General features: G+C 67.3%; 22 protein-coding genes and 1 tRNA gene. 9 read left to right on the top strand and 14 right to left on the bottom strand.

The window, feature by feature from the left end:
• Positions 1-37: 37 nt before the first annotated feature.
• On the bottom strand, positions 38-1,174 hold the full coding sequence (meaB, locus tag ACT4MF_RS06830; RefSeq protein ID WP_444682098.1) for a methylmalonyl Co-A mutase-associated GTPase MeaB: 1,137 nt from the start codon (positions 1,172-1,174) through the stop codon (positions 38-40).
• On the bottom strand, positions 1,175-1,594 hold the full coding sequence (locus ACT4MF_RS06825) for a cobalamin B12-binding domain-containing protein (RefSeq protein WP_099255901.1): 420 nt from the start codon (positions 1,592-1,594) through the stop codon (positions 1,175-1,177).
• A gap of 342 nt (positions 1,595-1,936) precedes the next feature.
• On the opposite strand from ACT4MF_RS06825, the gene ACT4MF_RS06820 reads away from it, so the two are divergent.
• Positions 1,937-4,225 carry a helix-hairpin-helix domain-containing protein gene (locus tag ACT4MF_RS06820; protein ID WP_444682099.1) on the top strand — a complete coding sequence of 763 codons (2,289 nt, stop codon included), beginning with the start codon at positions 1,937-1,939 and terminating at the stop codon, positions 4,223-4,225.
• Positions 4,226-4,318: 93 nt separating this feature from the next.
• On the opposite strand, the gene pstB is transcribed toward ACT4MF_RS06820, so the two are convergent.
• The 8 genes from pstB to ACT4MF_RS06780 form a co-directional block, all read right to left on the bottom strand.
• Positions 4,319-5,161 (bottom strand): phosphate ABC transporter ATP-binding protein PstB, encoded by an 843-nt coding sequence (pstB, locus tag ACT4MF_RS06815; RefSeq protein ID WP_099255325.1) that lies wholly within the window; start codon positions 5,159-5,161, stop codon positions 4,319-4,321.
• A 1-nt stretch (position 5,162) separates the two neighbouring features.
• Complete coding sequence (gene pstA / locus ACT4MF_RS06810) at positions 5,163-6,929, bottom strand: phosphate ABC transporter permease PstA (protein ID WP_444682100.1); 1,767 nt, start codon at positions 6,927-6,929, stop codon at positions 5,163-5,165.
• Positions 6,929-7,903 carry a phosphate ABC transporter permease subunit PstC gene (gene pstC, locus ACT4MF_RS06805; RefSeq protein ID WP_099255323.1) on the bottom strand — a complete coding sequence of 325 codons (975 nt, stop codon included), beginning with the start codon at positions 7,901-7,903 and terminating at the stop codon, positions 6,929-6,931. Before pstC ends, pstA begins: the two co-directional genes overlap by 1 nt.
• 53 nt (positions 7,904-7,956) lie before the next feature.
• Complete coding sequence (locus ACT4MF_RS06800) at positions 7,957-8,964, bottom strand: PstS family phosphate ABC transporter substrate-binding protein (protein WP_444682101.1); 1,008 nt, start codon at positions 8,962-8,964, stop codon at positions 7,957-7,959.
• Between the two features lie 133 nt (positions 8,965-9,097).
• Entirely contained in the window at positions 9,098-11,284 is a 2,187-nt protein-coding gene (locus ACT4MF_RS06795) for a heterodisulfide reductase-related iron-sulfur binding cluster (protein WP_444682102.1), read from the bottom strand.
• 122 nt (positions 11,285-11,406) lie between these two features.
• Positions 11,407-12,120, bottom strand: a complete 714-nt coding sequence (locus tag ACT4MF_RS06790) for an energy-coupling factor transporter transmembrane component T family protein (RefSeq protein WP_099255102.1) — start codon at positions 12,118-12,120, stop codon at positions 11,407-11,409.
• Positions 12,117-12,905, bottom strand: a complete 789-nt coding sequence (locus ACT4MF_RS06785; protein ID WP_444682103.1) for an energy-coupling factor ABC transporter ATP-binding protein — start codon at positions 12,903-12,905, stop codon at positions 12,117-12,119. The genes ACT4MF_RS06790 and ACT4MF_RS06785 overlap by 4 nt, the downstream gene beginning before the upstream one ends.
• 31 nt (positions 12,906-12,936) lie before the next feature.
• A complete protein-coding gene (locus tag ACT4MF_RS06780) occupies positions 12,937-13,518 on the bottom strand; it encodes a biotin transporter BioY (protein WP_444682104.1) in 582 nt (193 codons plus the stop codon).
• Between the two features lie 171 nt (positions 13,519-13,689).
• Here ACT4MF_RS06780 and ACT4MF_RS06775 point away from each other — a divergent pair, with 171 nt between their 5' ends.
• Both ACT4MF_RS06775 and ACT4MF_RS06770 read left to right on the top strand, forming a co-directional pair.
• On the top strand, positions 13,690-14,364 hold the full coding sequence (locus ACT4MF_RS06775; RefSeq protein WP_099255105.1) for a hypothetical protein: 675 nt from the start codon (positions 13,690-13,692) through the stop codon (positions 14,362-14,364).
• Positions 14,365-14,496: 132 nt separating this feature from the next.
• Positions 14,497-15,891 (top strand): signal recognition particle protein Srp54, encoded by a 1,395-nt coding sequence (locus ACT4MF_RS06770; protein ID WP_099255106.1) that lies wholly within the window; start codon positions 14,497-14,499, stop codon positions 15,889-15,891.
• 125 nt (positions 15,892-16,016) lie between these two features.
• On the opposite strand, the gene ACT4MF_RS06765 is transcribed toward ACT4MF_RS06770, so the two are convergent.
• The gene (locus ACT4MF_RS06765) at positions 16,017-16,925 is read right to left on the bottom strand and encodes a pantoate kinase (RefSeq protein WP_444682105.1); all 909 of its coding nucleotides are present in this window, start codon (positions 16,923-16,925) and stop codon (positions 16,017-16,019) included.
• Positions 16,926-17,063: 138 nt separating this feature from the next.
• Here ACT4MF_RS06765 and ACT4MF_RS06760 point away from each other — a divergent pair, with 138 nt between their 5' ends.
• From ACT4MF_RS06760 to ACT4MF_RS06750, 3 genes are all read left to right on the top strand, one after another.
• The gene (locus ACT4MF_RS06760; RefSeq protein ID WP_444682106.1) at positions 17,064-17,591 is read left to right on the top strand and encodes a DUF7575 domain-containing protein; all 528 of its coding nucleotides are present in this window, start codon (positions 17,064-17,066) and stop codon (positions 17,589-17,591) included.
• Positions 17,592-17,762: 171 nt separating this feature from the next.
• The gene (locus ACT4MF_RS06755) at positions 17,763-18,260 is read left to right on the top strand and encodes a FlaD/FlaE family flagellar protein (RefSeq protein WP_444682107.1); all 498 of its coding nucleotides are present in this window, start codon (positions 17,763-17,765) and stop codon (positions 18,258-18,260) included.
• Positions 18,257-19,312, top strand: a complete 1,056-nt coding sequence (locus ACT4MF_RS06750; RefSeq protein ID WP_099255110.1) for an actin-like salactin — start codon at positions 18,257-18,259, stop codon at positions 19,310-19,312. The genes ACT4MF_RS06755 and ACT4MF_RS06750 overlap by 4 nt, the downstream gene beginning before the upstream one ends.
• Positions 19,313-19,350: 38 nt before the next feature.
• Here the strand turns inward: ACT4MF_RS06750 and ACT4MF_RS06745 are convergent, their stop codons facing one another.
• Positions 19,351-19,830, bottom strand: coding sequence for a hypothetical protein (locus ACT4MF_RS06745; protein WP_099255111.1), 480 nt, complete (start codon positions 19,828-19,830; stop codon positions 19,351-19,353).
• A 368-nt stretch (positions 19,831-20,198) separates the two neighbouring features.
• On the opposite strand from ACT4MF_RS06745, the gene ACT4MF_RS06740 reads away from it, so the two are divergent.
• Both ACT4MF_RS06740 and ACT4MF_RS06735 read left to right on the top strand, forming a co-directional pair.
• A complete protein-coding gene (locus tag ACT4MF_RS06740) occupies positions 20,199-22,877 on the top strand; it encodes an AAA family ATPase (RefSeq protein ID WP_444682108.1) in 2,679 nt (892 codons plus the stop codon).
• Positions 22,813-24,201, top strand: coding sequence for a hypothetical protein (locus ACT4MF_RS06735; protein WP_144050403.1), 1,389 nt, complete (start codon positions 22,813-22,815; stop codon positions 24,199-24,201). The genes ACT4MF_RS06740 and ACT4MF_RS06735 overlap by 65 nt, the downstream gene beginning before the upstream one ends.
• A gap of 320 nt (positions 24,202-24,521) precedes the next feature.
• On the opposite strand, the gene ACT4MF_RS06730 is transcribed toward ACT4MF_RS06735, so the two are convergent.
• Positions 24,522-24,594, bottom strand: a tRNA-Gln gene (locus tag ACT4MF_RS06730).
• A gap of 113 nt (positions 24,595-24,707) precedes the next feature.
• Between ACT4MF_RS06730 and ACT4MF_RS06725 the strand changes: the two genes are divergently transcribed.
• The gene (locus ACT4MF_RS06725) at positions 24,708-25,610 is read left to right on the top strand and encodes an NAD-dependent epimerase/dehydratase family protein (protein WP_444682109.1); all 903 of its coding nucleotides are present in this window, start codon (positions 24,708-24,710) and stop codon (positions 25,608-25,610) included.
• A 77-nt stretch (positions 25,611-25,687) separates the two neighbouring features.
• On the opposite strand, the gene ACT4MF_RS06720 is transcribed toward ACT4MF_RS06725, so the two are convergent.
• Positions 25,688-26,980, bottom strand: coding sequence for a DUF5305 domain-containing protein (locus ACT4MF_RS06720; RefSeq protein WP_444682110.1), 1,293 nt, complete (start codon positions 26,978-26,980; stop codon positions 25,688-25,690).
• Positions 26,981-26,983: the final 3 nt, after the last annotated feature.

Here is a 26,983-nt window from a genome sequence, read left to right as displayed (position 1 = left end):
TCACGCCGCGCCGCGGTCGGCTGCTCCGCGCCCGCGGTCACGTCTCGTCGTCGACGGGATCTGCGCCCTCGTTCCCCGCCGCGCTGCCGACTCCCTCCGGGGCGGCCTCGACGCAGTCCGCGATCGGCTCCACGATCTCCGCGGCGAGGCTGTACGGGTCCGTCTCCCGCCGCCGCACCGAGTCGGCGAGTTCGTCGATCCCGCCCCGGCGCTCGATCTCGGCGGTCGCGAGCGCGCCCACGTCCGAGCGGACCAGCGTGCGGATCTCCTCGGCGTAGCGCCGGCGCTCCGTCGACTCGATCGCGCCCGACTCGCGGAGGTGGGTCGCGTGGGCGTCGAACGTCTCGATCAGCTCCGTCACTCCCTCGCCGGTGTTCGCGACGGTCTGACGCACTTCGGGGGTCCACGCGGGCTCGTCGTCCTCGTCGGCGGCGTCCCCGTCGTCCGGGTGGTCCGGCACCTCGAACCCGTGGTGGCCCCCGTCGAGCCCCTTCGTCGGGCCCTCCCGCCGGTGGACCATCTCCTCTAGCTCGGCGAGGGTGCGCTCCGCGCCGTCCATGTCCGCCTTGTTGACGACGAACACGTCGCCGATCTCCAGGATGCCGGCCTTCAGGGTCTGCACGTCGTCCCCGGAGCCGGGCTGGACCAGCACCGCGACGGTGTCGGCAGTGCGGACCACGTCGACCTCGTTCTGTCCGGCGCCGACCGTCTCGATGATGACCACGTCCTTCCCGAAGGCGTCGAGCGCTTTCACGGCGTCCGCGGTCGCCATCGACAGGCCGCCGAGCTGGCCGCGCGCGCTCATCGACCGGAAGAACACGTCCATATCCCCGACGTTCGAGGCCATCCGGATCCGGTCGCCGAGCACCGCGCCGCCGGTGTACGGCGAGGAGGGGTCGACGGCGACGACGCCGACGGTGTCGCCCCGGTCGCGATAGGCGGCCGCGAGCTTGTCGACGAGCGTCGACTTCCCGGCGCCGGGCGCCCCGGTGATCCCGATCACGTCCGCGCCGCCGGTGTGCTCGTGGAGCGCGGCGACGATCCCGCGGTAGCCGCCCGCGCGGTTCTCGATACGGGTGATGACGCGTGCGAGCGCCCGGTGGCTCCCGGCGAGCAGCTCCTCGACGAGCTCGGCGTCGCCGTCGCTGAGCGCGGTCGCGTCCGTCCCGCCCATCTACGCTCGCTCCGGGAGGTTGTTCCGGATGAACTCGATCGTCTCCTCCATCGGCGTGCCGGGGCCGAACACCTCGGCGACGCCGAGCTCCTTGAGGTCCGCCTCGTCGTCGTCGGGGATGATCCCGCCGACGAGGACCAGGGTGTCCTCGAACGCGTCGTACTCTTTCAGGCCCTCGATCACCTTCGGGACGAGCGTGTTGTGCGCCCCCGAGAGGATCGAGATGCCCAGCACGTCCACGTCCTCCTGGACCGCCGCCTGCACGATCTCCTCCGGCGCGCGGTGGAGCCCGGAGTAGACCACTTCGAACCCGGCGTCCCGGAACGCCCGCGCGATCACGTGTGCTCCCCGGTCGTGGCCGTCGAGCCCGACTTTCGCGACCAGACAGCGGACGGCTCGCGTCTCCTGTTCGGCACTCATACCTGACTCTCCGTCGCGTGACCGTTTGATTCTAACGGACGTTCAGGATGGTCCGATGCGGGGAGGAGAGCGCGAGCGACCAGCGCCCTCCCGGGACCGACGCGTTCACCGCGTCGATCGGTGGCACCGATCCGCACGCCCGCCGACGCCGCAGACGACTCTGCCGACGCCGCAGACGACTCTGCCGACGCCGCAGACGACCCCGCCGCCGATGCAGACGTCCTCGGAGGCGTTCAATTTCGAACGCGCTGTATGTTGTAAGTACTATTTTGGGTTAAAAATATATATCATTAACTTATGTGTTAAACTGTCCTGTTAGATACAGGACCAATGGTGCCAGCAATGTCTACAAACGATCCCCCCGAACTAGAGACGATCCCTGGAATCGGCCCCAAGCGAGCGAAGGCGCTCCGCGTTGCTGGCTACGAGACGCTCGACGACCTGGAGGCAGCCACGGAGGAGGACCTCCGGGACGTCGAGATGTTCGACGACATCCTCGCTCGCGACATCAAAGCGACGGTCAGTCCGGGCGACGACCGCGTCGCGGTGAAACAGCCCAACGCCGTCACACCGGACGACTGGCAAGTGACCGAGCGGCAGCTGACCCACATTCGATCGCTGGCCGACGACGTGCCGCTGGACCTGGAGGGCTCGACGGCGCCCGACGTTCGCGACCAGTTGGAGTTCGCGATCGACCCCGACCTGCTGGGCTACCGGCAGGTCAGCGGGCGCGTCGTCACCCACGATCCGGAAACCGACGACTACCATCCCGTCCCGAACGCGACCGTGCACATCGAGGACACCGACTGCTCGTTTCTCTCTCACTTCCCGGAGGGTCTCGGGTACGGGTGGTTCTTCCCGTTCGACTGCACGCGGGAGACGATCGCGACGACGACGACGAACGAGTGCGGCAAGTTCCGCGTCCACGTCCCGATCTGGGACATCGATCGCGTTCGTAGCTTCCGCCGCGAACGCGTCTGTCTCCCCGAAATCGTCAAACCGCGCCTCCGGGACGTGTTGGAACGACCGGAGCTGTTCCCGGAGCCGGTGATCCCCCCGGAGCCGCAACCCCGACCGTCTCCCCGCCCCCAGCCCCGCCCTGACCCTCGGCCCGAGCGGCTGTTCGATCCGGGGACGTTCGAGCGCACCGCCGACCTCGTCGGCGAGGACGTCGTGTCGCGGCTCGGCGCCAGCTTCGAACGCGGTGGCTTCGGCGACTTCGAGCCCGGGACGGCAGCGCTTCTCGACCGACCGGCGTTCCCCGAACCACCCGAGCCGCCGCTGCCGGAGGGGTTCCTGCGCCCTGACCCCGAGGAACGGCTCGAACTACTCGGTGACGAGGTCCCGGTCGATCCGGAGGTCATCGCGGCGATAGACCCCGACCGGATCGTCGGCCCGTTCCTCCGCTGTCGGGACGTGTTCGTGTCCGAGTGGCGGACCTTCGTCGACGTGCCCGACATCACCTTCCGCGTCACGCAGGACGTCGACGGGGACGGGACCCAAGAGCCGATCTACTCGGAGGGGTTCTTCGACGTCCGGTGGGACGAGGGCGGCTCGGTGAACGTCGAACTCGTCGCCGACGACGACGCGAACTCGATCCCGACCTGCGACGGGTTGACGCCCGAGAACGTCGAGTGCGAGACGCCGTCGATCGAGTCCATCGGTCTGCTGTCGACCGACAGCTCGCTCTACGACGACAGCTCCGGCTACGCGCGACGGATCAACCGCCCGAAACCGACGGGACCGTCGGCCAGTCGCCCCGACGGCACCGCCCCGTTCGCGGGAACGCTCCAGCTACACGGCTGCCACCGCTTCGAAGAGGCGTCCTACTACCGGGTGCTCTACTCCTACGACGGGGGCGCCGAGCGCCCGTTCACCGGCCACGAGTGGCACGTGCCCGCGATCGGTCGGGACCCGGTTCACGTGCAGCCGACCGGGACCGACGGCTGGTACCCGATCCTCGACATCCCGTATCTGGAGGCCTACTACGACGAGACGCTCAACGACAACCCGCTGTTGTTCCCGTTCTGGGTGTTGAACTGGAACACCCGTGGCTACCGGAACGGCACCTACGACGTGCGGCTCCAGCTCGCTGACTCGAACATGGATCCGCTGTCGACGAGCGCAGCCGCGTCGTCGATCACGGTCGACAACCGCGCCCCGAATCTCGACATCAGCCGCCTCGACTGGGCCCCGTGGCCGGAGTCGAGGTCGGAACCGCCGGAGGGGTGGAACGACATCACCGAGTCGTGCCCGCGGATCGAGCGTCCGCCCGGCGAGGACATCGGCATCCGCGTGACGTTCAGAGCGTGGGGCGAACACTTCCGCAGCGTTCGGGCCTCGGCGCACGGCTGCGGCCGGAATCCGACGCTGATCAAGCCGTCTTCCGGCGGCTCGTCGAACAGCTACTCGTACTGGCACCAGTCGACCAGCAATCGCAGTCACAAACAGACGCTCGTGTTCAAGCTGCCAGCTACCTACCAACAGGGCGTCTATCGGATCCGACTGCGTGGTGTCAGCCGCGCGTTCAACCCGGCCGGCGGCGGCCCCGGCCCGTCCAAGGACTGGGAGTACGACAACGACCACATCGACTCACACCTCAATCGCCTCATCAGCGTCAGCGACGCGTAGCCTCCCGCCCGTCCCGGCGCCCGGCCGGACCGCCGAGGTTCGGCCGACGACCGGGGCCGTGTCGCATCGAGGAGGGCGCCGCGGCGCGACGTGCTACCCGAACTTCCCCGTGATGTAGTCCTCGACGCGCTGCTCTTCCGGGTCCTCGAAGATCTTCGTCGTGTCGTCGTACTCGACGAGCCGGCCGCCGGTGAGGAACACCGCGGTCCGGTCGGAGATGCGGGCGGCCTGCTGCATGTTGTGCGTGACGATGATCACCGTGTACTCCTCGGCGAGGTCGTCGATGAGGTCCTCGATCTTCGAGGCCGCCACGGGGTCGAGCGCGGAGGTCGGCTCGTCCATCAGGATGACCTCCGGGTCGGGCGCGATGGCGCGGGCGATACAGAGCCGCTGTTGCTGGCCGCCGGAGAGTTCGAGCCCCGAGGAGCCGAGCTGGTCTTTCACCTCGTCCCAGAGCGCGGCCCCCTTCAGCGACTCCTCGACGCGTTCGTCCACGTCGCCGTCGTACCCCTGGATCTTCAGGCCGTAGGCGACGTTGTCGCGTATCGACTTCGGGAACGGGTTCGGCTTCTGGAACACCATCCCGATCTTCCGGCGCAGCGCCACCGGGTCCACGTCGGAGTCGTACACGTTCTTCCCGCCGAACTCCACGTCGCCCTCGACGCGACACACCTCGATCATGTCGTTCATCCGGTTGACACACCGGAGGAACGTCGACTTCCCGCACCCGGAGGGACCGATCAGCGCGGTCACCCGGTTTTCGGGGATCTCCATCGACACGCCGTCGATCGCCTGCTCGTCGCCGTAGAAGACGTTCAGGTCGCGCGCGGCGACGGCGGTCGCGTCCGTCGTCATGCTCCGTTCGTTCGATCCGGTCTCTACGTCCGTCGTGATGAGCGAGTCGTTCGCTTCCGTATCGGTTTCGGTGTTACTCATGTTAGCTCCCCCGCTCCGCGCGGTTCCGCAGTAGTATCGCTGTCCCGTTCATGCCGATGAGGATGATCAACAGGGTGATCACGCCGGCCGCGACGACGCCGTATCGGAACTCCGCCTGCGGGAAGTTCGCCCACGCGTAGATCTGCATCGGCATCGCGCTGAACCGGCTGAAGAGGCTCGCCGGCGCGCTGAACACGGTCGTCGCCGCGCCGATCATGATGAGCGGCGCGGTCTCGCCGATCGCCCGCCCGAGCGCGAGGATCGTCCCGGTCAGGATGCCGGGGAACGCCTCCGGGAGGACGACGTTCTTCGTCGTCTGCCACCGGGTCGCGCCCATCGCGTCCGACCCTCGGCGCAGGTCGTCCGGGACCGATCGGATCGCCTCCTGCGCGGAGATGATCGTGATCGGAAGGATGAGCAGCGACAGCGTCAGCGAGGCCGTCACCGCGGTCCCCAACCCGAAGCCGAGCAGGTTCGCGAACAGCCCCAACCCGAGCAGGCCGTACACGACCGACGGGATGGCGGCGAGGTTCGCGATGTTCACCTGGATCAGCCGCGTCAGCGAGCCGAGGATCCCGCTCTCGGGCGTGTACTCCTCGAGGAAGACCGAGGTGCCCACGCCGAGCACGAACGACAGCACCGCGACGAGCGCGATGATGATCACCGATCCGACGATCGCCGGGTACAGCCCGGCATCCTCGGCGGTCCGCGACGGCGCCTCCGTCACGAACGACGCGTCGAGCCACGGGTCGGGCGCCGGAACGCCCCACGCCTCGACGACGAGCGCGCCGACGAGCGCACCCCCGACGAGGAGGACCGGCAGCGCTAAGCCGACCAGTCCGTCGCCCTCGTCGATCACTCGGTGCAGGTAAACCGCCGTCGGCACGCCGACCGTCACAAAGACGATCAGCGCCGTCGGACCGGGAACGCCGAAGCCGCCGGCGAGGAACCCGCCGGCGACCGCGACCGCGAGCGGCACGCCGCCGGTCGCGGCTCCGGCGAGGCGGCTCCCTCGATCCGCGACGACCAGTCCGCCGGCGATCGCGACCGGGATCGCGAGCGTCCAGACGTAGATGATGAGGTCCGACGGATACGTGACAATGACGCCTCGGAGGAACACCGCGGCGACGAGGCCGACGAGGCCGACGGGGACCGCCGCGGTCATCGCCCGGTTGACCGAGCGCCGGCGGCCATACGCGTACAGCGCCGCGGCCGGAACGACGCCCAGCGTGTACGCGAGGAACCACACCAACGAGTCGAACACCAAGAACAGCGTTCCGACGGCGAGGCCGATGGCGGCTCCCCCGACGAGTCGGCCCACCAGTCCGAAGCCGACGCCCCCGGCCCGGCCGCGGCTCCCGATGTACGTGAGGTACGCGGTGACCGGCATCGCGACGACGAAGAGGTACGCGAGCTGCCAGCTGAGTCTCGGGATCGGCGCGACGAACGTCTCGATCGCGGTGAACAGCGCCGCGACGGCGACGAGGCCGCCGCCGAGCGCGCCGAGGGCCCGTCGAGTCACTTCCGGGTCGCTCGCGCTGTACAGACAGAAAGCGAGGAACGGAACGACGAGGGTGAGGAAGTACGTCAACAGCCACTCCGGGCTGGCGTTCGCTAGGTCGAAGGCGTCGATCGTGACGTACACGAGGAGCACGCCGAGGGCGACGAGCCCGATCACGCTCGCACCGAGCGAGAGGTACTCGAAGGCGATCCCGCGGACCCGGCTCACCTCACCGAACCCGCCCGCGTTCGTGTTGTCCGTCGCCATCAGTACTCCTCCCGGTACCGCTGTGCGATGATATCACTGATCACGTTCATAACGAGAGTCACCACGAACAGCGTGAGTCCGAGCGCGAACATCGAGTCGTACGGGATCGACCCGCCCGTGAGGTCGCCGCCGGCGATCTGCACCATCGCGACGGTGATCGTCATCCCGGACTCCAAGAGGACGTCCGCGGGGTTGACGATCGGGATTCCGAAGGCGGCTTCCCGAACCGCGGGCATCCGCGCCTGCGCGCCCATCGCGACGACGACGATCATCGTCTCGCCGATCGCGCGGGACACCGCGAGGATGTACGAGGAAGCGATCCCCGAGATGGAGGCCGGGACCACGATCCCGGTCGACACCTCGAACTTCGTCGCGCCGAGCCCGTAGCCGGCCTGGCGCAGGTCGTCGGGGACCGCGCTCATCGCGTCCTCGGAGATGGACGACACCATCGGGATCGTCATGATGCCGACCATGATCGACGCCGAGAGCGCGTTGAACGTGCTCATCTCCGGGAACAGCGTCGCCTTCAGCGCCGGCGTGACGTACACCAGCGCGAAGTACCCGTACACGACCGTCGGGATGCCGGCGAGGATCTCCAAGAGCGGCTTCAGTATCGACCGCGCGTTCGGCGTCGCGTACTCGCTGAGGTAGATCGCCGTCAGCGTCCCCACGGGGAGCGCGATGAACGCCGCCGTGACCGTCACGACGAGCGTCCCGATCAGCAGGGGGATGATGCCGAACGCCTGCCCGCCGCCGGCCGGATTCGGGCTCCAGTTGGTGCCGGTCAGGAACTGGGCGATCGGTATCTCTTGGAAGAACACCACCGCATCCGACAGCAGCGTCACGAAGATGGCCACTGTCGTGAGCAGGGTGACCGCCGCGCACGCGGCGAAGAGCCCGCCGTAGGTTCCCTCTTTCAGTCGTCTGAGCCCGCTCCGCCGCTGGAGATCGGGGCTCTCGGTACTATCTGTCACAACCGGTCGGGTATCGAACGCTGTCGTAAATCAATACACCGGTTCATCACGACCTACTCCTGCGCCTGCTCGATGGCGTCTTCGAGGGTCTCCATCTGCTCTTCTTGGGTCTCCTCGGTCGCGGGCACGTACCCCACGTCGCCGGCGATGAGGTCCTCGTTCGTCGTCTGGGTGACGAAGTAGCGCGCGAACTCGGCGACGTGGTCGTTGCCGAGCGACTCGATCGAGGGGTAGGTGAACAGCGGACGGGAGAGCGGGGTGTACTCGCCGCTGGACGCCGTCTCGAGGCTCGGCTCGACCGGCCCGTTGCCGTCGTCGATCCCGAGCGCCTTGAGCTGGTCGGGGTTCTGGAAGTAGTAGGCGAAACCGAAGTAGCCGATCGCGTACTCGCTGCCCGTGACGCCTTGCGCGATCGAGTTGTCCTGTTCGGTCGCCTGGTAGTCGCTGGTGTGACCGCGCTCCTCCAGAACGCTCTCGATGAAGTAGTCGTACGTCCCCGAGGTGTCTGCGGCGCCGAACCGCTCGATCTCCTCGTTCGGGAACTCGTCGCGGACCTCGTCCCACGTCTGGACCGGGTCTGACTCCCAGATCTGGGCGAGCTCCTCGACGGTGAGGTGGTCGATCCAGTCGGCCTCGGGGTTGACGACGACCGTGAGCGCGTCCGTCGCCGCGACGAGCTCGACGTACTCGACGTCGTTCTCCGCGCACAGCTCCTCCTCCGCCGGCTGGATCTCCCGGCTCGCGTTGTTGAAGTCGGTGTCCCCGACGCAGAAGTAGTTGGAGAACCCGCCGCCCGAGCCGGTCGAGCTGATGTCGACCGACACCTGGTCGTGCTCCGCGGCGAAGTCCTCCGCGATCGCGCTCATCAGCGGGAACACGGTGCTCGATCCCGCGATGTTGATCGATCCGGAGAGGGCGTCGGACCCGCCGTCGGATCCGTCGCCGCCGTCTTCCGTGCTCTGCGTACAGCCCGCGACCGCCAGCGTCCCCGCACCGGCGAGCGTCGCGAGCGACTGCCGCCGCGTGATCCCCTTGCTATCCGCGTCGTGGCTTGACGTCATTATCCCACTGTGGACGAGTTCCAGTTAAGTAGTATGCTATTAGGAGTACATCCCACGCAGTATCGCTCCCCGGCACTATATACTCTATATAGACGGATCGGCGTCGCCTCCCGAGACGCGCACCGCGGCGCGATTACGATTCCGCTTCCACCGCCTCGATCAGGAGCTCCGCGACGTCGACGATCTCCACGTCATCCTCGAAGTTCCCCGTCTTCCGCCCGTCCTCGAACATCGTCGTGCACATCGGGCAGGCGACGACGAACTTCTCCACCGCGTCGCCCGCGTCGGTGTCCTCGAGCGCTTCTCGGAGGCGCTCCTCGCTCGGCTTGACCGCCTCCTCGTGTTCGGTCCAGAGCCCGCCGCCGCCGCCGCCACAGCAGAACGAGTCGTCCCGCGAGCGCGGCATCTCGTGGAGGTCGGCGCCGGTCGCCGAGATTAGCTCTCGGGGCGCCTCGTACTCGTCGTTGTACCGCCCGAGGTGACAGGGGTCGTGGTAGGTGACGGTGTAGTCGAGCTCGTCGCCCGTGAGGTTCAGCCGCCCGTCGGCCACGAGCTCTTCCACCACCTGCGTCCAGTGGAACACGTCGATCGCTCCCTCCGCGTTCCACGGCTCCTCGCGGTCGAACGGCATCATCGGGTCGTCCGCGAACTCCGCGAAGTCGACCTCGGGGTACTCGTTTTTGATGGTGTTGTACGAGTGCGGGTCGGTACAGACGATCTTGTCGAAATCGCAGTCGGCGAACGTCTCGACGTGGTGCCCGGCGAGCTCGAGGTAGAGGAACTCCTCGCCGATCCGGCGGATGTCGTTGCCGTCCGTCTTCTCGTCGTCGAAGAGGATGCCGAACGACACGTCCGCCTCGTCGAACAGGCGAGCGAGCGCGCGGGCGACCGATTTGTTGCGGTCGTCGAAGCTCGGGTAGTCGCCGACGTACCAGAGGAACTCCACCTCCTCCTCGCGGGCGTCCGGGACCTCGACATCGTCCAGGCCGTCGGCCCAGTCGCCGCGGGCCGACTGCGACTCGCCGAAGGTGTTCCCCTTCTGCATCACGTCTTGGAACACGTCCTGGAGGTTCGAGTCGACCGCCCCCTCGTCGACGAGTTGGCGGTTCAGCTTCGTGAACGAGGTGAGGTGTTCGATGTCGACGGGACAGGCCTCCATGCAGGCCATACAGGACATACAGGACTCCATCGACTCGCTGGCGATCACGCCGCCCTCGTCGGCGACGATCGGGACGGTGCCGCCGTCGTTGACGGGGGCGGCGCCGGCCACGCCGCCGTCGGTCGCCATCGCGTCGCGATTCCCGGCCACCGGGTCGTCGCTCACGGACTCGCGGTACGCCTTTAGATCGAGGATCACGTCTCGCGGGTCGAGGTTTCGCCCGACGGTCTCGGCGGGGCAGGCGGACGAACACCGCCCGCACTTCGTACAGGCGTCGCCGTCCATGAGCTCCTTCCAGGTGAAGTCCTCGATCGACTCCGCGTTGGTGTGATCGAGGTCGGCGGGGACGTTCGGGAGCCGCGCGCCGGCCTTCTCGTCGCGGGCGACGACGTTCGCGAACGAGGAGATCATGTGGAACGGCTTCGCGTACGGGATCCACGCGATGAAGGCGAACGCCAGCAGCGAGTGGCTCCACCAGACGACGCCGTAGATCGCTTCGGCGCCGGCGGGCGTCAGCCCGACCCACCGGAACCCGGCGGCCATCGCCATCCCGACGAAGCTCACCGTCTCGTCGGCTCGCGCCGGCTGGCCGACGATGCCGAGCGCCTGCACGACGAAGCCGCCGACGCCGAGCGCGAAGAGCGCCCAGACGAACGCGTCGTCCTCGAGCGAGGTGTGTTTCCCCCAGAGGCGCCCCTCCCGGTTCCGGTACCGGCGATACATCGCCATACCGACGCCGACGACGAACAGCAGCCCGAACGCGTCGACGGTGAACTGATAGGCCAGATAGAAGTCGCCCACCCAGAACGACTCGCCCGCGAGCGGTCGGTAGACGTCGATGTCGAACCCGAGGATGGTCGTCGCGACCAGCAGGGTGAGAAAGCCCCACAGCACGAACGTGTGCATCACGCCGGTGTACAGGTCCCCGTCGAACTGATTCTCGTTCGAGAGGACGGTCTTCGTCGCCGCGACGGTCCGGGCGGGGAGATTCGACAGCCGGTCCCGCGGGTCCTCGCTCCCGCGGGTGTACGCCGCGAATCGGGCGTACACCCCGTACAGGAACACGAGAATCGCGACCACAGCGAGCCAGTAGAACGCGACCTTCCCGATCGGGCCGATCGTCCAGAACGTCTCCCGGGTGGCCGCCTGCAACGGAGTCATGATCGATCACGCGGATACGGCGGGGTTAAAACTTGCCACAACGCCGGATGCGTCGCCCGGCGTTCCCGGGAAGGCGCCACGGCGATCGCCGAACTCCGACACCACGACCGCCGTACCGACGCCTACACCACGGTCGCCGCGGCGGCCGCCGCCAACCCGCCGCCGACCGCGAGCGCCGGGTAGTCCGCGGGGCCGAGCGAGAGCCGCGGGAGCGTCGGGTTCCACGCGAAACACCGGGCGTTCAGCGCGGTCCCCAGCCGGTCCGCCCGTCCGAACGCCCGGTTGATCCCCGCGACGGCGACGAGCCGCACGCGCTCACGGACCGGGAGGGCCCCGCCGCCGCGCGCCCGGACCGCCTCACGCGCCGTCAGCAGGTCCCGCTTCAACAGCGGGAGGAACCGGAACACGAGCGCGACGCCGACCCCGAGGAACTGTCCGGGTTTGCCGGGGATCAGGCGCTGGATCGCCGCCCGCGACTCTCGGACCGGCGTCGACCTGACGTATCCGGCGGCGACGACGAGGATCAGCAGGACGCGGTAGCTCGCGAGCCCCGTGGTCGCGGCGCGCTCGACCCGGAACCACGGCGCCCCGAGCGTCGCGCCGGCGACCAGGGGGGCGACGAGGAGCACCGGGAACGCGGCTCGGTAGCTCCACAGGTCGCGCGGCCCGCCCCCCGCGAGGGAGAGGCAGGCGACCGCGAGGAGGGTGAGCGCGCCGAGCCCCCGCGGCGTCGTGTACGCGTACGCGACCGCCGCGAATCCGGCTTGGACGAGGAGCTTCGACCGGGGATCGAGCCGGTGAGCGAGCGAGTCACCCGGGACGTAGGAGAGGGTCACTGGTCGACGGTGTCGGCGGCGTCGTTCGCGGGCGGGTCGGCGGCGTCGTTGACGGCGGCGTCTCCGGGCCGATCGCCGAACCCCGCCGGCACCCGAACGTCCAGCCCCGGCAGGCTCGCGGTCGCCTCTCGCGGCGCGGCGTCGACGGCGATCCGCCCCCCCGACAGGCCCACGACCCGGTCCGCGAGCCCCAGCACGTCGCGGAGGTCGTGCGTGACGACGATCACGCTCGTTCCGGCCGCGCCGAGTTCGCGCAGGCGCTCGACCACCGACCGTCGGGCCGGCTCGTCCAACCCGGTGAACGGCTCGTCCAAGACGAGGTGATCGGGGTCCATCGCGAGCGCGCCCGCGATGGCGACGCGCTCGCGCTCGCCCCCGGAGAGGCTCGCGATCCGGTCGTCCTCGCGGCCGTCCATGTTCACCGCCGCGAGGGCGTCGGCGACCCGCCGGTCGATCTCGTCGTGGTCACAGCCGAGATTCTCCGGGCCGAACGCCACGTCCGCGCCGACGGTCGCCGCCACCAGCTGGTCGCGCGGGTCCTGGAACACCATCCCGACCGCCGAGCGCGCGGCGACGAGGTCGTCGCTGACGGGAGTCCCGTTCACCGCGACCGACCCGGCGTCGGGGTCGACGAGCCCGTTGAACGTCCGGACGAGCGTCGTCTTCCCGGAGCCGTTCGCGCCGGCGACGATCAGGAACTCGCCGTCGGGGACCGAGAGGTGCACGTCGTCGACCGCGACGACGCCGCCGCCGAACCGACACGTGACGCCGTCGACGTCGATCACGCGATCACCCCGACGCCCGCGGCGGGCTCGCTCACGCGGCCGCGACCGCCTCGGAGCGCACGATGCCGACCGCGGCGGCGACCTTCAGCGCCTCCGCGGGCAGGAACGCGACCGCCCCGACGGTGACCGCCTCGACGGGGCCGAGCGAGAGCGCGAACGCGAGCCAGGCGACGCCGAGCGCGTAGATGACGGCGGTGCCGAGGGCCATCGCGCCCACGAGCGTCGGGAGCCCGACGGCGTCGAGGTCGCGGAGCGTCGCGCCGCGGTGGACGGCCGCGCCGACCGCGGCGGCAGCGAGCGGGTACGACCAGAGGTACCCCGCCGACTGCCCGACGAGGGCGCCCGCGCCGGCGGAGCCCCCCTCGAACACCGGGGCGCCGACCGCGCCGGCCGCGAGGTAGAGGACGAGCGACGCGCCCCCCCACACGGGGCCGAGGTAGATCCCGGCGAGGAACACGCCGAGCACTTGGAGCGTCACCGAGACGGGCGAGACGGGGTTCGGGAATGTCACGTACGCGAACGCGCCGACGAGCGCGGCGAACAGCGCCGCGCGGGCGAGGTTCGTCGCCGCTTCGTCGCCGACGAGATCCACGGACTCCGTGCTGGTTGCCATACCCTCGACACCCTCGTAAACCAACTTGAAGATACTGGTTGACGACGGCGGCAGGCGTCCGACACGCCCCGCGTGACGCTCCCGGAGACTCCGAAAGCGGACGCGAGGCCGCCGGAGCCTCTCACGACCGGACGCGAGGCTTATTTATCGGCGGCGCGTAACCCACCGCCCATGGACGAGAAGACCTCCGAGCTCCGCGATATCTTCGTCGAGACCACCGGGTCAGAGACGGTCACCGAGCAGCAGGCGGAGTCGCGCGGAACGCTCACCGACCGCGACGAGGCGGCGGTCGACGAGCGGGTCCGCGAACTCGTCGCCGCCATGCGCGAGCGGTACGACTTCTCGACCGACCTCGACGACGCGACCTACGCCCGGATCGCCCGCGGGCGCTTCGAGGCGGACGACGACGCGGCGATCGCGACCGCGCTCGCCGAGGAGCGGGAGGCGGACGCTGGCGACGATGGGCGCGCGGGTGGCTCGGACGGCGTCCCCCTCGTCGACCCCGAGGCCGTCCGCGACGCGCGGCTCGACCTCCACCTCGTCCGCGAGGCCGACCGCGACACCGACGACGCGTCGTTCGCGTACGACGACCTGAAACAGCTGACCGCGGAGGGCCGCTCCATCCCCGAGTGCGCGGCGGCCCTCGACGCCGACCCCGACGCCGTCGCCGGGTACGCCCGCGTCGCTCGCGTGGACCTGACCTCCACCCGCGCGAACGACCGGTTCCGCGACGAGTTCCGCGACCTCCTCACCGACGCCGACATCGAGGGGTCGCACGCCGAGACCGCCCGCGAGGACGGGCTCGAAGAGGCGACCGAGGACATCGAGACGGACGTGTCGCTGTAGGTCGCGGATTCCGGGAGCGACCGGGCTCCAGACGAGGATACGACCGGGCCGACAGCCGACGCGCCCCGCGCCGAACGCCTCGCCGACGCCGACGAACAAAGCTTTACCGCGTCGACCGCCTATCTCCGGCAAATGGTACTCGACGACCTCGGTACGTCCCTCCGGAGCAGCCTCGACAAGCTCCAGGGGAAGTCCCGACTCTCCGAGAGCGACGTCGAGGAGATCGTCAAAGAGATCCAGCGCTCGCTCCTCTCCGCCGACGTCGACGTCTCCCTCGTGATGGAGCTGTCGGACTCGATCAAGTCCCGCGCCCTCGAAGAGGAGCCGCCGGCCGGCACGACCGCGAAGGACCACGTCCTCAAGATCGTCTACGAGGAGATGGTCGACCTGGTCGGCGACTCGACTGAGCTCCCCCTCGAGAATCAGACGATCCTGCTCGCCGGCCTGCAGGGGTCCGGGAAGACCACCTCCGCGGCCAAGATGGCGTGGTGGTTCTCGAAGAAGGGGCTCCGGCCCGCGGTCATCCAGACCGACACCTTCCGCCCGGGCGCGTACGATCAGGCCAAACAGATGTGCGAGCGCGCGGAGGTCGACTTCTACGGCAACCCCGACAACGACGACCCCGTCGAGATCGCGCGGACGGGGCTCGAAGAGACCGCGGACGCCGACGTGCACATCGTCGACACGGCCGGGCGCCACGCGCTCGAAGACGACCTCATCGCGGAGATCGAGGAGATCGAGCAGGCGGTCGACCCCGACCGCTCCCTCCTCGTGCTCGACGCCGCGATCGGGCAGGGAGCGAAAGAGCAGGCCCGCCAGTTCGAGGAGTCGATCGGCATCGAGGGCGTGATGATCACCAAGCTCGACGGGACCGCGAAGGGTGGGGGTGCGCTGACGGCGGTCAACGAGACCGACTCCTCCATCGCCTTCCTCGGGACCGGCGAGACGGTTCAGGACATCGAACGGTTCGAGCCCTCCGGGTTCATCTCCCGGCTGCTCGGGATGGGCGACCTCAAGCAGCTCTCCGAGCGCGTCGAGCGCGCCATGGAGGAGGCCCAAGAGGAGGACGAAGATTGGGACCCCGAGGATATGCTGCAGGGCGAGTTCACCCTGAAGGACATGAAAAAGCAGATGGACGCGATGAACCGGATGGGGCCCCTCGACCAGGTGATGGACATGATCCCCGGCATGGGCGGCGGGATGATGGACCAGCTCCCGGACGACGCGATGGACGTGACCCAAGACCGGATGCGCCGCTTCGAGCGCATCATGGACTCGATGACCGAGGAGGAGCTGGAGAACCCCCGCGTCGTCGGGCAGTCGCGCACGGAGCGGATCGCCCGCGGCTCCGGCACTGACAAGGAGACGGTTCAGCAGCTGCTCGAACAACACTCCATGATGGAACAGACGATCAGCCAGTTCCAGGGTATGGGCGAGGGCGACATGCAGCGGATGATGAAGAAGATGGGCGGCGGCGAGGGCGGCGGCCTCGGCGACATGATGGGCGGCGGCAAGGGCCCCTTCTAACCACCGACCGACGGCGGCTCGCCGCGGACCCCGCCGCCCTCCCGGTTCCCGTGCCCCCAATTTCTTTCTTCCTCGCGTGCGCGCGCCGCCTCTCCGATTCTCGTCCCCGCCGAGCGTTCGGAGCGTTACCGCTCGACGAGCCGCGCGCCAGCGGCGTCGATCCGACAGCGCTCCGGGTCGTAGCCGGCGTCGGAGAGCCCGGTGCCGAGCGCGAAGACGGTGCGACCGAGCATCGCCATCGCGGCCCCGTGGCCGCCGGATTCACCGCCAGAATCGCCGTCGGCCTCGGCGGTCGACTCCTCCACGGCCGCGATCGCCTCGGCGACCTCGGGGACGAGGAGGTCGGCCTCGCGGGCGAACGCGCGGGCCGCGTCCATCATCGTCGGAAGCCGCGGGTCCCCGCGGAGCCGGTCGAGCGCCTCCTCGCCGGCGGCCGAGAGGGAGGCGGTGTCGCCGCCCAACACCTCCTCGGTCGACAGCTCGCCGAACGTGACGTACTCCACCCGACCGGTCGCCGGGATCCCGTCGAGCTCGCCGACCGCCGGTGCGCCGGGCTCCAGCCGGAGCGGGACCCCGCCGCGCGCCTGCGCGACGACGTCGCCCAGCCCCGTCCCGCGACCCACCTCCGCCTCGTGAGCGATCCGGACCAGGTCGTTCTCGGAGCGCCCGCGGTCGAGTGCGTCGTTCGCGGCGAGCGCCGCCCCGAGCGCGGCCGCCCCCGAGACCCCGAAGCCGGCGCCGATCGGGAGCTCCGTCTCGACGGCCACGTCGACATCGGCGGTTCCCAGCTCCGCGAGCACGTCCTCGACCGCGCCGATCGTCCCCGCCTCGCCGTTGACGGTGCGGGAGCCGCTCTCGTCCGGTGCGTCCGGCTCGCCCGCCCCGCCCGCGGCCGACACCCGAACCGTGACGCCGTCGGTGAGCGTCACTCCGGCACCGCGCGAGCCGGCGGCCGCGGGGCGCTCGGCCGGGTGCGCGCTGAAGAAGGCGGTGACGTGACCGGGAACGAATGCGCTCGCCCGCTGCCTGCTCATGGCGAGTCGGAGGGGTGGCCGTCGATTAACGGTTGTTATCCGCGCGTCGGTGGGGCGCCGAGCGCGACTCGGGAACCGACCGCCTCCGAGGCCGGTGACACCGCAGGCCTAAATACCGGCCAACCGAACCGGCGAGGTATGCGAGACCAGTTGCGTCCCCTGCTCGCCGCGGTGCTGGCGATGGCGCTGCCAGGCCTCGGCCACCTCATCCTGCGCCGGTGGGGTCGGGCGCTGCTGTGGCACCTGACGATCGTCGGCGGCAGCGTGGCGCTGTTCGCCCTTTACGACGTCTCCGTCGGATCGACGATGTCGTTGACGGAGGCCACCGAGACGGCGGCCGCGCTGCCGACCGACGTGGTCTTACCGATCATCATCCTGTACGCCCTCTCCGCGGTCGACGCCTACCTCGTCGGGCGCGCCGACATCGCTGAGCGGCGACGCGCCGACGCGACCGCCGAGGCGATCCGGCGGCACGCCGCGAGCGAGGACGGCGAGACGAACGGCGACCACCGCGGGACGAACGCTCCGGCCTCCGACGCGACCGTCGCCGAGAGCGACGCGGGACCGGCGAAGGTCGAGTGTCCGCACTGCGGCAAGCAGACCGACGCCGACCTCGACTTCTGCCACTGGTGTACCGAACCCCTCCCGTGGGCCGACGCGGAGTGAATCCGGCCGTTCTCGGAGTGGCTCCGAAACGGGCGAAGCGCTCACCGAGGGACGCGGTACCGCGTTCCGCGCGTCCGACCGCAGTAGTTTCTCACCGCTGATAATTGCGTGGCAACTATCATATATCCGGGCTGCGACGGACCGGATACGGACGCGAACGACGGACGGAATATGAGTCTGAATCCACGGCAATACGACGTACGGGAGCTGCGCCGGATCGCGGATGCACCGCGGGACGGCGCCGACGAAGCGCCTCGGGAGCGGCCGCTTCGTCAGCCGAACCGGAACCGAGCGGAGCAGGCCGCCCGCTCGGCCGCGTTCACCGAGCTGCTCCAGCGTCAGCGGGGGGCGCGGCTGTCCGGCGGCGGAGACCGCTCCGGCGCCGGCGATCGGCCGTACCTGACGGCGATTCCCGCCTCCCCGGAGGCGGAACACGAAATCGGCGAGTGGCTCGGCTACCTCGTCGACGTCGGCGGCCACGTGCGGAGCCGGGACGCGCTGTCGTACTACGCCGAGCTCGGCTGGGTCGCCGCCGACGCAGTCGAGGCCCTCCGGCGCCGGTTGGAGGGGTTCGACGCCTCGCGGTACGACCGGCCTTTCACCCCCGCGGACCATCGGATCAGCCTCGTCTCCATCGTCCGGATCGCTTCGTGTGCGAGTGAATCATGAGCGACGACGACGAATCCACGGACATCAACAGTACAGACGGTCCCGAAGCGGTCGGCGTAAAACTCGGTAGCACCCGGACGGTGCTCGACCTCCCCGACGGGCGGGGCGGCCGCGAGCGACACTCGACGCTGACGTGTCTGGCGACCTACGAGGACGCCATCACGGGCGAGGAGCAGGTCCTGTTCGGGCACGAGGCCGCGATCGAGTACCCCGACACGGTGCGCTTTATGCTCCGCTCGGGGCTGCCCGAGGACGACGAGAGCGTCGCCGACGCCGAGCGCTTCTTCGAGGCGCTCGTCGATGCCCACGACGTGCCCGAGGACAGCGCGGTCGTGTACGCGGTCCCCACCATCGACAACGAGGCGGGCGTGAACAACCTCAAATCGGTGATCGAGGGCTCCTCGATCGGGCAGGTCGAGACGCGGAGCTACCCCGAGTCGCTCTGCGGGGCGATCCCCGCCTACGGCGACGACCTCTCCGCCATCGACGAGGTGTTCGTCTCGATCAACATGGGGTCGACGACGCTGGAGGCGTGCGCCTACCGGCGCGGCGAGCAGCTCTCCCCGTTCTCGACCGGCTCGGTGACGGGCAACGAGGTCGACCGCCGGATCGTCGCCGCCGTCGAGGAGGAGAGCCAGGGCCGCGTCCACATCGACCGGACGACCGCTCGGGAGTACAAGGAGGAGCACGCCGACGTGTACGACTTCGAGCCGTTCACGGACGTGATCCAGCAGCCCGGCGGCGGGAGCCACGAGTTCACCGTCGACCGCGGCGTGCGAGAGCCGGTCGACCGGTACATCGACGAGGCGGTCGATGTCGTCGCCAACGAGTTCCTGCCGGAGCTCGCGAACGACCACATGAAACCGTACCAGCTCGCGCTGGGCCGCCCCATCGCAGCGACCGGCGGGATGGCCTGCATCCCCGGGCTCACCGAGGAGTTCGAGAAGCGGCTCGCCGCCGAACTCGACCGCGACGTCGAGGTCGTCTCCCCCGACGACCCCGCGACCGCCGCCGCGGAGGGCGCCGGTCGGATCGCCGAGCGCCTGATCTGAACAGCGACCTTCTCTCCGACCGCGTTTCGCCTGCGCCCTTACTCTGTGACCTCGAACAGCCGTTCGACGTCTTCCGCCTGCCGACGGTAGATACCCCGCCCCTTCAGGCGCGGGATCTCGTGTCGGTGTAGCGTCTCCGCTTCGCAGTCGTACACGATCGGAAACACGTTGGTCCGGCGGCGGGCGACCGTGTACGACCGTGCCGCGTCGATGACGGACTGATCGGGGTCTGCCGCCGCGAACGTGACGTAGCCGAGCGGCGTCGTCGACCCCCGCCGCTCGTCGACTCGGTCGACGAGCACCTCCCGGAACTCGTCGGCGGCCGCGGTGATGTCAGCGGGCCCCGGATTCGGTCGGTTCACCAGCGTCGCGAACACGGCGACATCGCCCACCGAGGCGTCGTCGTCGTCGTGAGTCACCCACACCGGGTCGAACCCCTTCGTGTACTCGTCGATCACCTCGAAGTCGTGTTTCCGCCGATTTTCGACGACCGCGTCGCGGTATTGGGTCGAGTCCATGACGATCCCACGAACCCCATGGTAAAAAATGACACACATGCCGGAGACGGCGGGGGGCCGAACGAGTCCGAAACGAGCGCTCGCCTCCCTCGCGCTCCGGGGTCGAACCGCTGTGACAGTAACGCCTTGCGAGTTCGTTCGTCGCAGAATACCCTCGGCGGTGACATTCTACATTTTAAATGTTAAATCGAATCCGCCTGGAGTTCGGTCCGCTGTTCGTTTACGTAAGCAGAACGTTTGTCGCTGAACTCACATCCCCCTGAGGAAACTCAGATTCCGCTCCTCGACACGTATCTGATTACCGCAACTGCTGTCCACAATATGATCGGCACCCGCAATTTAATCAGGGTACTACTGTATTCCAGAGTATGGTCCTCGACGACCCCGAGGAGATAATCCGGGTGTGGGATTCGTACGCTGACGCCGAATTTCGCTATGCAAGCACTGACGGAACGATTCACGACCACGGGGAACAGAATTCGAAGCGCCGAGAGCAGCTTCCCACTCGGCGTGACATTCTTCATCGGTTTCTTGACCGTGAGATAGACCTCGAAACGTTCCGGAGCGAAATGGTGAGTGCGGAGGCCAGTAACCGGCTATGGGGGTTCAGCGGTACTAGTGGCGGGATGTTTCTGAACATGCTCATTTCAACGGCAGAACCCGACCACGAGCCGGAACTACCGGCGCTACTCAGAGAGCTTCTCATCGCACCTGAGGATACAAACGCTGCCAGTGAGAAAATTCGGAGACTAGAGCAACGGGTCGAGGCTATCCGTTCTAACATAGACAACGTCCAGAAAGCACCGCATGCTGGCTCAATTCCGTATTTTCTCTCGTACTTTTGGCAACTGCAGGAGCCTGATTCGTTCCCAATATACTACAAATCGATCCGTGATGCGCTATCGGACCTCGATATATGGGAGCCGAGTGGGGACCTTGCTGAGGACTACGTCGAATTCTGGGAACTGAATGAGGAAATTCGCGAGACTATTGAAGATCACACTGGGAAGGAGATTCACTTGTGGGGCATCGAACGCCTGTGCCTTTATTGGCTCAATAAGGAACAGATAGACAAGCCAGATACAACGCAGTTCTTCTGGATTAACTCCGCCAGCACAGGATGGTATCAGGAGGGCGGCGAGACGTTCTACAAAACCACCCAGACTGACGGGACGGAACGACGCAATATCGAGGCCTACAACCAAGCTCAGCCCGGCGATCAAGTCCTTGTCTACCGAAATGCTCCACGGAGAGCAATCGTCGGAAAGGCGCACGTTACAGAAGGACTCCACGAAGAGTATGTCGAATCATACGACGGTCCAGCCGAAGGGATCACGATCGCATGGGACCGCTCACTCGAAGGGGTCGGGTGGGACAGTATTACAACTCTCCCGCAACTCGAAGGCAACCCTGTCGTCGAATCAAACAACCCGTACGTAGTCACCGAGCTTTCGGAGGATGCTTATAACACACTACTACGCCTCGCTGAGGCGGGAGGGCCGAACCACTACTGGGTGACCTCAAACCATCGGCAGTGGGACGTTCAGTCGATGGGCAAAGGCGAGGAGGTTTTTTACACCGCCACTAGCAAAGCTGGGAGCCCCCGGAACCAACAGGAGGCCTTCGAAACTGCCGGGGCAGGTGATCGCGTGCTGTTCTACGCGTCATCGCCAACGAGCGCCCTCGTTGGCGAAGGAACAGTTGTTGAGGGATTACACACAGAGCAGCCCGAAGGTTACGAGGGACCAGTCGAAGGCGTCACCATTCGCTACGATGGGTCGGTCGGGCCGTTGGACTGGAGTACGGTCGAGTCCGTGCCGGAAATGGCTGATTCTGCGGTTATCCGAACGAACGGGCGGGGAGCGATCTTCCCGCTCCCCGAGGAGGCGTTCGAGGCGCTTCGGCACCGAAACCCGATCGAAGACCAGATCGAATCCCTGCGAGGACGGTTATCCCAGCTATCAGTCTCAGTTCATCTGCCCGATGAGCTTTATTTCGACTCGGAAGCCGAGCTCCAGCGGCAGATACAGGCATCACTAAACTCTGGAAAGCACATCATCTTCACCGGACCACCCGGAACGGGAAAGACAAAGTTAGCAAAACACGTCTGCGAGCACGTTGCGGCTGCACAAGGGGAAATCGTGGACGGGTATCGGTTTACCACGGCAACAGCCGAATGGACGACCTTCGATACCATTGGTGGATACGTGCCGAACCGAACAGCAGAGGGGGATGAGCTGGTATTCCAGCCACGAATCTTCCTCGACTGTTTCCGGCGAGATGGAGAGATCAGGAACGAGTGGCTGGTGATCGACGAAATCAACCGCTCCGATATCGACAAGGCGTTCGGGCAGCTGTTTTCGGTTCTCTCAGGCGACTCGGTGCAGCTCCCGTACGAACGCGATGACCCGGTCGAAATCGCTTCACTCGATGAGTCCGCCTCGGCAGAACGCCTGGAGTCCATCGTCACAACCCCGGACATCTTCCCCGTTACTCCTTCGTGGCGTCTCCTAGCCACGATGAACACCTACGACAAGACGTCGCTATACGAGCTTTCGTACGCGTTCATGCGCCGCTTCAACTTCGTCCACGTCGGGGTTCCTCCGCTCGAAGAAGACGGGAAAGTTCGGACCTCACTGTTGGACCCGAACGGAGACGAGAACTATGCCACAGCGTGGGTCAAGGCCGACGAGTCGCTACGAGACGTACTAGAGACAGCGTACAAACAGACTGCCGTGGTCTGGCACAAAGTGAACCAACACCAGACCATCGGCCCGTCCATTGTTCGCGATCTCCTTGGGTACCTCGCGGCAGCGGGCCCAGACGTATCCACTGACCCCGGTCCGGCACTCACTGACGCAGTCGTAGCGCTGGTGTTCCCGCAGCTCGAGGGGATGGCCCCACAGGCACAGCGCAGTCTCGTCGACTCCTTGACCGCAACCAGCGTTCAGACTGAAGCGGGGCCGGTTGACCTCACCTTGGATGGAGATCGCCTCGAGCGGAAGGCTGAGGACTTCTTCGACCTCCCACCGCGCGCCGATGAGTAAGTTGGGGCGACAAGCGCTGGTTGATGGCGTCCAACAGGAGTTGGTCACATATCTACAGAACGGGACGGTCAATGATCGGGCCGTCGCACAGTGGCTCGACATAACCGACCTGAACATCGAAAAACTCGATCGACTCAAGCGGATCCATTTCTGTCTCAGCGACGGCGTCGTCAAGTTCGTAGCGCAGCTCCAGGAACGACTCCGCCGTGTTAAGACCGCCAACCAGCGCGAGCGCGAGGTCACGCGAGGGGAAGTCCGTGGTGCAGTCGATTGGCCGGCGACAACGCGGCTCAGATACGCAGATCAGTCCGGTGACCGGACGAAGTTTGCCTGCAAGACGCCGTATACCGAGTACGACATCGACCAGAATCTGGTCCTCAAGAAGCTGCTTTGGACGATTCACTCCACGGTGGAGGAGGACATCGCTGCCATCGCGTACGACTGGCGAGCGGACGCCTGGTCAGACGAACAGATCGCAGCATTCGACCGAACATACGCCAGGAATGTCCACTTGAGTCGTATCCGTGACGGAGCTGATATCCGCGTCACCTCCCGAATGCTCAACACGGCCCGGCGGTCGCGGCAGGCGCTGTACACCGACGCATTCACCCTTTATGATAGGTACCGGCGCTTACTGTCTGGAGCGTATGATGACCCGGACATCTCGCAGCTGCTATCGGACACACTTGTGGTGCCTGAACGTCTCCCGCGGCTCTTCGAACTCTTCTGCGTGTTCCGGCTGCTACGCGGGCTTCGCTCGCAGGCGTTCCAGCTCCAACCCATCGAGACGGGGGCCAGTCAGTTAGCCATCCTCCAGGACAAGGACCACACCGTTAATGTCTATCACGACCGAACCGGCAGCCTCTCGTTCCACGTTCCGCTATCCGAACTCGATGGCGTGGAGGCAGACTACGCCGAGCGTGTCAGAAACGCCCAGAACCAGCACCAGCAGCTGACCAAGGCGTTTCTTGGCAATAGCACTACCCCCTCACTGTTCCACGGGCGGCCTGATCTCGTGATCGAAGTCTACGATGGGGAAGCTAAAGGAGCACCTGAAGCGGTCGTTCTCGGCGAAATCAAGTACAGCGACAGACAGCAGACGTTCACACGGGGACTCGAAGAGCTGCTGAAGTACATGGAGTTCGCACAGAAGGATGATTACGGATATTTATCTGAGCAAAATACAGAGGTTCTTGGACTACTGATAACGGACGCCGTCGAAGTAAACGACGACTCCCCAGCCGGTGGGCAAGTTACTCACATTTCTGCACAGGACTTCCTCACCGGCAACGTCCCGAGAGACTGGATCCCGGAGTCAATATGATAAAACAAACTACAGGCGGATAAATTCGCCTGACATTCATCTATCATAATCGGAATAACGACTGATCGACTCACCGATGGTTTTGACGGGTTCTCTTGGAACGCTCCCCGCAACCCTGACCGGTGTTTATCGCATTCAATCTTGACCGGCGGGCCCGATGACGAAACAAGTACGCCGGGTAGACGAGTATTAAACGTCAATCCTCCTCGAACCGGTCGCTTACCCGCTTGGGAGCAGCACCCACCGACGTAGCCCTGGCGCCGGTCCTGGTCTGCCCGAGATCGGCAGGCGATGCTGAAGGATTCTGAACTCCGAGTAAGTAGTCCCGGGCGGATTCGAACCGCCGTCAATGGCTCCAAAGGCCATTATGATTGGCCACTACACCACGGGACTGCACTCGACGGTTGCCCGCCCGCACTCAAGTAGGTTACTTTCCCGACCGTCGTCGATCGCGACCCGTTTGGCGGATCGCCGGAGTGACGTGTGGCGCTCGCCGACCTCCCCGCATGGCGACTATCCTCGTTACGGGCAGTTGCGGCGGCGTCGGCAGTTGGACCGTGGACCACTTCGCGGCCGCCGGCCACGAGGTCGTCGGCGTCGACCTGCGAACGCCGCCGGGCACCCGCGAGAACGTCGAGTTCAAGGCCGCGGACCTGACCGACTACGGCGAGACGAAACAGCTGATCGAGGCCGCCGACCCGGACGCCGCGGTCCACCTCGCGGCGATCCCGGACCCGGAGAGCCACGCCGGGTCGCGCGTCTTCGAGAACAACGTCGTCAGCACCTACAACGTCCTCGACGCGGCGGGCGCGGCGAACGCGCGAATCGCGTGGGCGTCGAGCGAGAGCCTCTACGGGACCGTCTTCTCGGACGCCGACTGGCTCCCGGACGCGTTCCCGATCGACGAGGAGACGCCGACCGAGCCGGAGGACCCCTACGGCCTCTCGAAGGTCGTCGGAGAGGAGATCGCGGCGCGCGTCGCCCGCCGGTACGGCGTCTCGGCCGTCTCGCTGCGGTCGTCGTGGGTGACGTATCCGGGGGCGGACAAGACCCGCGTCGCGCGGGAGGGGTTCGATCCGGAGACCGCCGACCTGAGCGGGAACTGGTGGTCGTACGTCGACGTTCGCGATCTGATCGCCGCGGTCGAGGCCGCGATCGCCCCGGACGCTCCGAAACCCCCGGTCGAGGGCCACGAGGCGGTGCTCGTGACCGCGGCGGAGAACTTCCTCGGGCGCGACACGGCCGCGACGATCGAGGCGGTCCACGGCGACCTCCCCGCCGACTGCGACATCGAAGGCGACGAGGCCGCCTTCGACTGCTCGAAGGCGAAGCGGCTGCTCGGCTGGGAGCCGGAGCACTCGTGGCGCGAGGCGGAAGACGCCGCCGTCGCGGGGCCGGAGTTCCTGTAGTCGAGGGGGAGACGCGCGGAAGGGGCAGGCTGAGCGAGACGGAAGAGTAACCGCGAGTGGAACGGTACCGCGAGGCGTCAGTTCGCCCCGTCGGAGGGGGGTGACCCCTCGTCGTCCGGGTCGCGCTCGTCGTGGTCCTGCCCGTCGGGAGCCGGCGTCGACTGCCCGTCGTCCTCGCTCGCCCCGTCTCCGTCGGTGGCCCCGTCGAGAACGGCGGCGCCCGTCACCTCGCCGGCGACGATCCCGTCTGCCGCCGCTTCCACCTCGGCCGTCTCGTTCTCGTCGCCGCTCTCGACCGGGAGCGTTGGCGGCGTGTAGGTGTAGACGAACTCCTCGGTCACGGCGTGGTACGCGTCGGTCTCCGGGTCCTCGACGACGCCGGTGTCGTTGTCGATCGCGAAGTCGACGAGGTCCCGAAGCGTCGACGCCTCGGCCTCGGGACGCTCGTGGACGGACTCGGGGAGCCGGATCATGGTGATCCACTCCGCGAACTCGGAGCGATCGTCCCGGTACGAGAGGTACTCCCGTTCGGCCGGCGTGAGCGTGAGGCCGATCTCGCGGCGGGCGTACACCACCCCACCGGCGCCGGCGAGCCCCGCGAGGAACAGCAGCGGGCCGCCCGTGGAGCGGAGCGGGCCGTAGCTCCGCTCGACGGTCATCGACTCCGTCCGTTCGGTCGTGTCCGACTGGAGTCCCGGCTCCGTGACCGTGTACGTGTCCCCTCCGTGATCCAGCGTCATCTCGATCGTCCGCGCGTACGAGGTCGCCTCGCCGTTGATGCTGCCCTCGACGGTCACGTCCGTCGCGACGAACGTCTCCGTCTCGCCGGGCGAGGCGCCGAGCTCCGACTCGATCTCGCTGGCCGTCGCGTCGACCGCGGAGCTGTTGAGCGTGAACGACGCGGTCGCCGTCTCGCCGGGCTCGACGTCGGAGACCGTCTCGGTCACCAGCGGCTCCCGCTCGACCCAGTACACGGTTTCGCCCTCGTCGCCGACGTTCCGGACGATGAGCACCGAGTCGAAGGTGACTGCCACGTCGCTCGCGGCGTCCGCCGCGTAGCTCGTCTCCACGCCGACGTCGAGCACGGGCGCGACCCGCGTGAAGTAGGTGTCCCGGCCGTCGAGCACCGTTCCGGTGTCGAACACCGGGTTCGGCTCCGTCACCTCGGCCGAGTGGACGTACTCGCTCTCGACGGTCAGCGAGGAGACGGTCCGCGTCTCGGTCTCGGTCCCCGGGTCGACGTGGGTCGTGTAGACGAGCCCGCCCCCGACCGCCGCGGCGACGAGACAGACGGCGAGGATCAGGGTGAACTGTGCGTTCAGTACCGCCCGAAGGCGGAGCCGTGTTTCGTCGGGAGCTGTCTGACTCATTCG

Origin of the sequence: Halorubrum sp. FL23 (genome assembly GCF_052439115.2) — an archaeon.
Classification (GTDB): domain Archaea; phylum Halobacteriota; class Halobacteria; order Halobacteriales; family Haloferacaceae; genus Halorubrum; species Halorubrum persicum.
This window is presented reverse-complemented; position numbering and strand designations above follow the sequence as displayed.

Coding starts and splice junctions, on each gene's coding strand:
- ACT4MF_RS06795 (WP_444682102.1), bottom strand. CDS start 11,284: ATGACTCCGTTGCAGGCGGCCACCCGGGAGACGTTCTGGACGATCGGC.
- ACT4MF_RS06725 (WP_444682109.1), top strand. CDS start 24,708: ATGGCGACTATCCTCGTTACGGGCAGTTGCGGCGGCGTCGGCAGTTGG.
- ACT4MF_RS06740 (WP_444682108.1), top strand. CDS start 20,199: ATGGTCCTCGACGACCCCGAGGAGATAATCCGGGTGTGGGATTCGTAC.
- ACT4MF_RS06745 (WP_099255111.1), bottom strand. CDS start 19,830: ATGGACTCGACCCAATACCGCGACGCGGTCGTCGAAAATCGGCGGAAA.
- ACT4MF_RS06755 (WP_444682107.1), top strand. CDS start 17,763: ATGAGTCTGAATCCACGGCAATACGACGTACGGGAGCTGCGCCGGATC.
- ACT4MF_RS06770 (WP_099255106.1), top strand. CDS start 14,497: ATGGTACTCGACGACCTCGGTACGTCCCTCCGGAGCAGCCTCGACAAG.
- ACT4MF_RS06775 (WP_099255105.1), top strand. CDS start 13,690: ATGGACGAGAAGACCTCCGAGCTCCGCGATATCTTCGTCGAGACCACC.
- ACT4MF_RS06825 (WP_099255901.1), bottom strand. CDS start 1,594: ATGAGTGCCGAACAGGAGACGCGAGCCGTCCGCTGTCTGGTCGCGAAA.
- pstA (WP_444682100.1), bottom strand. CDS start 6,929: ATGGCGACGGACAACACGAACGCGGGCGGGTTCGGTGAGGTGAGCCGG.
- ACT4MF_RS06760 (WP_444682106.1), top strand. CDS start 17,064: ATGCGAGACCAGTTGCGTCCCCTGCTCGCCGCGGTGCTGGCGATGGCG.
- ACT4MF_RS06735 (WP_144050403.1), top strand. CDS start 22,813: ATGGAGATCGCCTCGAGCGGAAGGCTGAGGACTTCTTCGACCTCCCAC.
- ACT4MF_RS06765 (WP_444682105.1), bottom strand. CDS start 16,925: ATGAGCAGGCAGCGGGCGAGCGCATTCGTTCCCGGTCACGTCACCGCC.
- ACT4MF_RS06820 (WP_444682099.1), top strand. CDS start 1,937: ATGTCTACAAACGATCCCCCCGAACTAGAGACGATCCCTGGAATCGGC.
- pstB (WP_099255325.1), bottom strand. CDS start 5,161: ATGAGTAACACCGAAACCGATACGGAAGCGAACGACTCGCTCATCACG.
- ACT4MF_RS06750 (WP_099255110.1), top strand. CDS start 18,257: ATGAGCGACGACGACGAATCCACGGACATCAACAGTACAGACGGTCCC.
- ACT4MF_RS06780 (WP_444682104.1), bottom strand. CDS start 13,518: ATGGCAACCAGCACGGAGTCCGTGGATCTCGTCGGCGACGAAGCGGCG.
- ACT4MF_RS06720 (WP_444682110.1), bottom strand. CDS start 26,980: ATGAGTCAGACAGCTCCCGACGAAACACGGCTCCGCCTTCGGGCGGTA.
- ACT4MF_RS06800 (WP_444682101.1), bottom strand. CDS start 8,964: ATGACGTCAAGCCACGACGCGGATAGCAAGGGGATCACGCGGCGGCAG.
- meaB (WP_444682098.1), bottom strand. CDS start 1,174: ATGGGCGGGACGGACGCGACCGCGCTCAGCGACGGCGACGCCGAGCTC.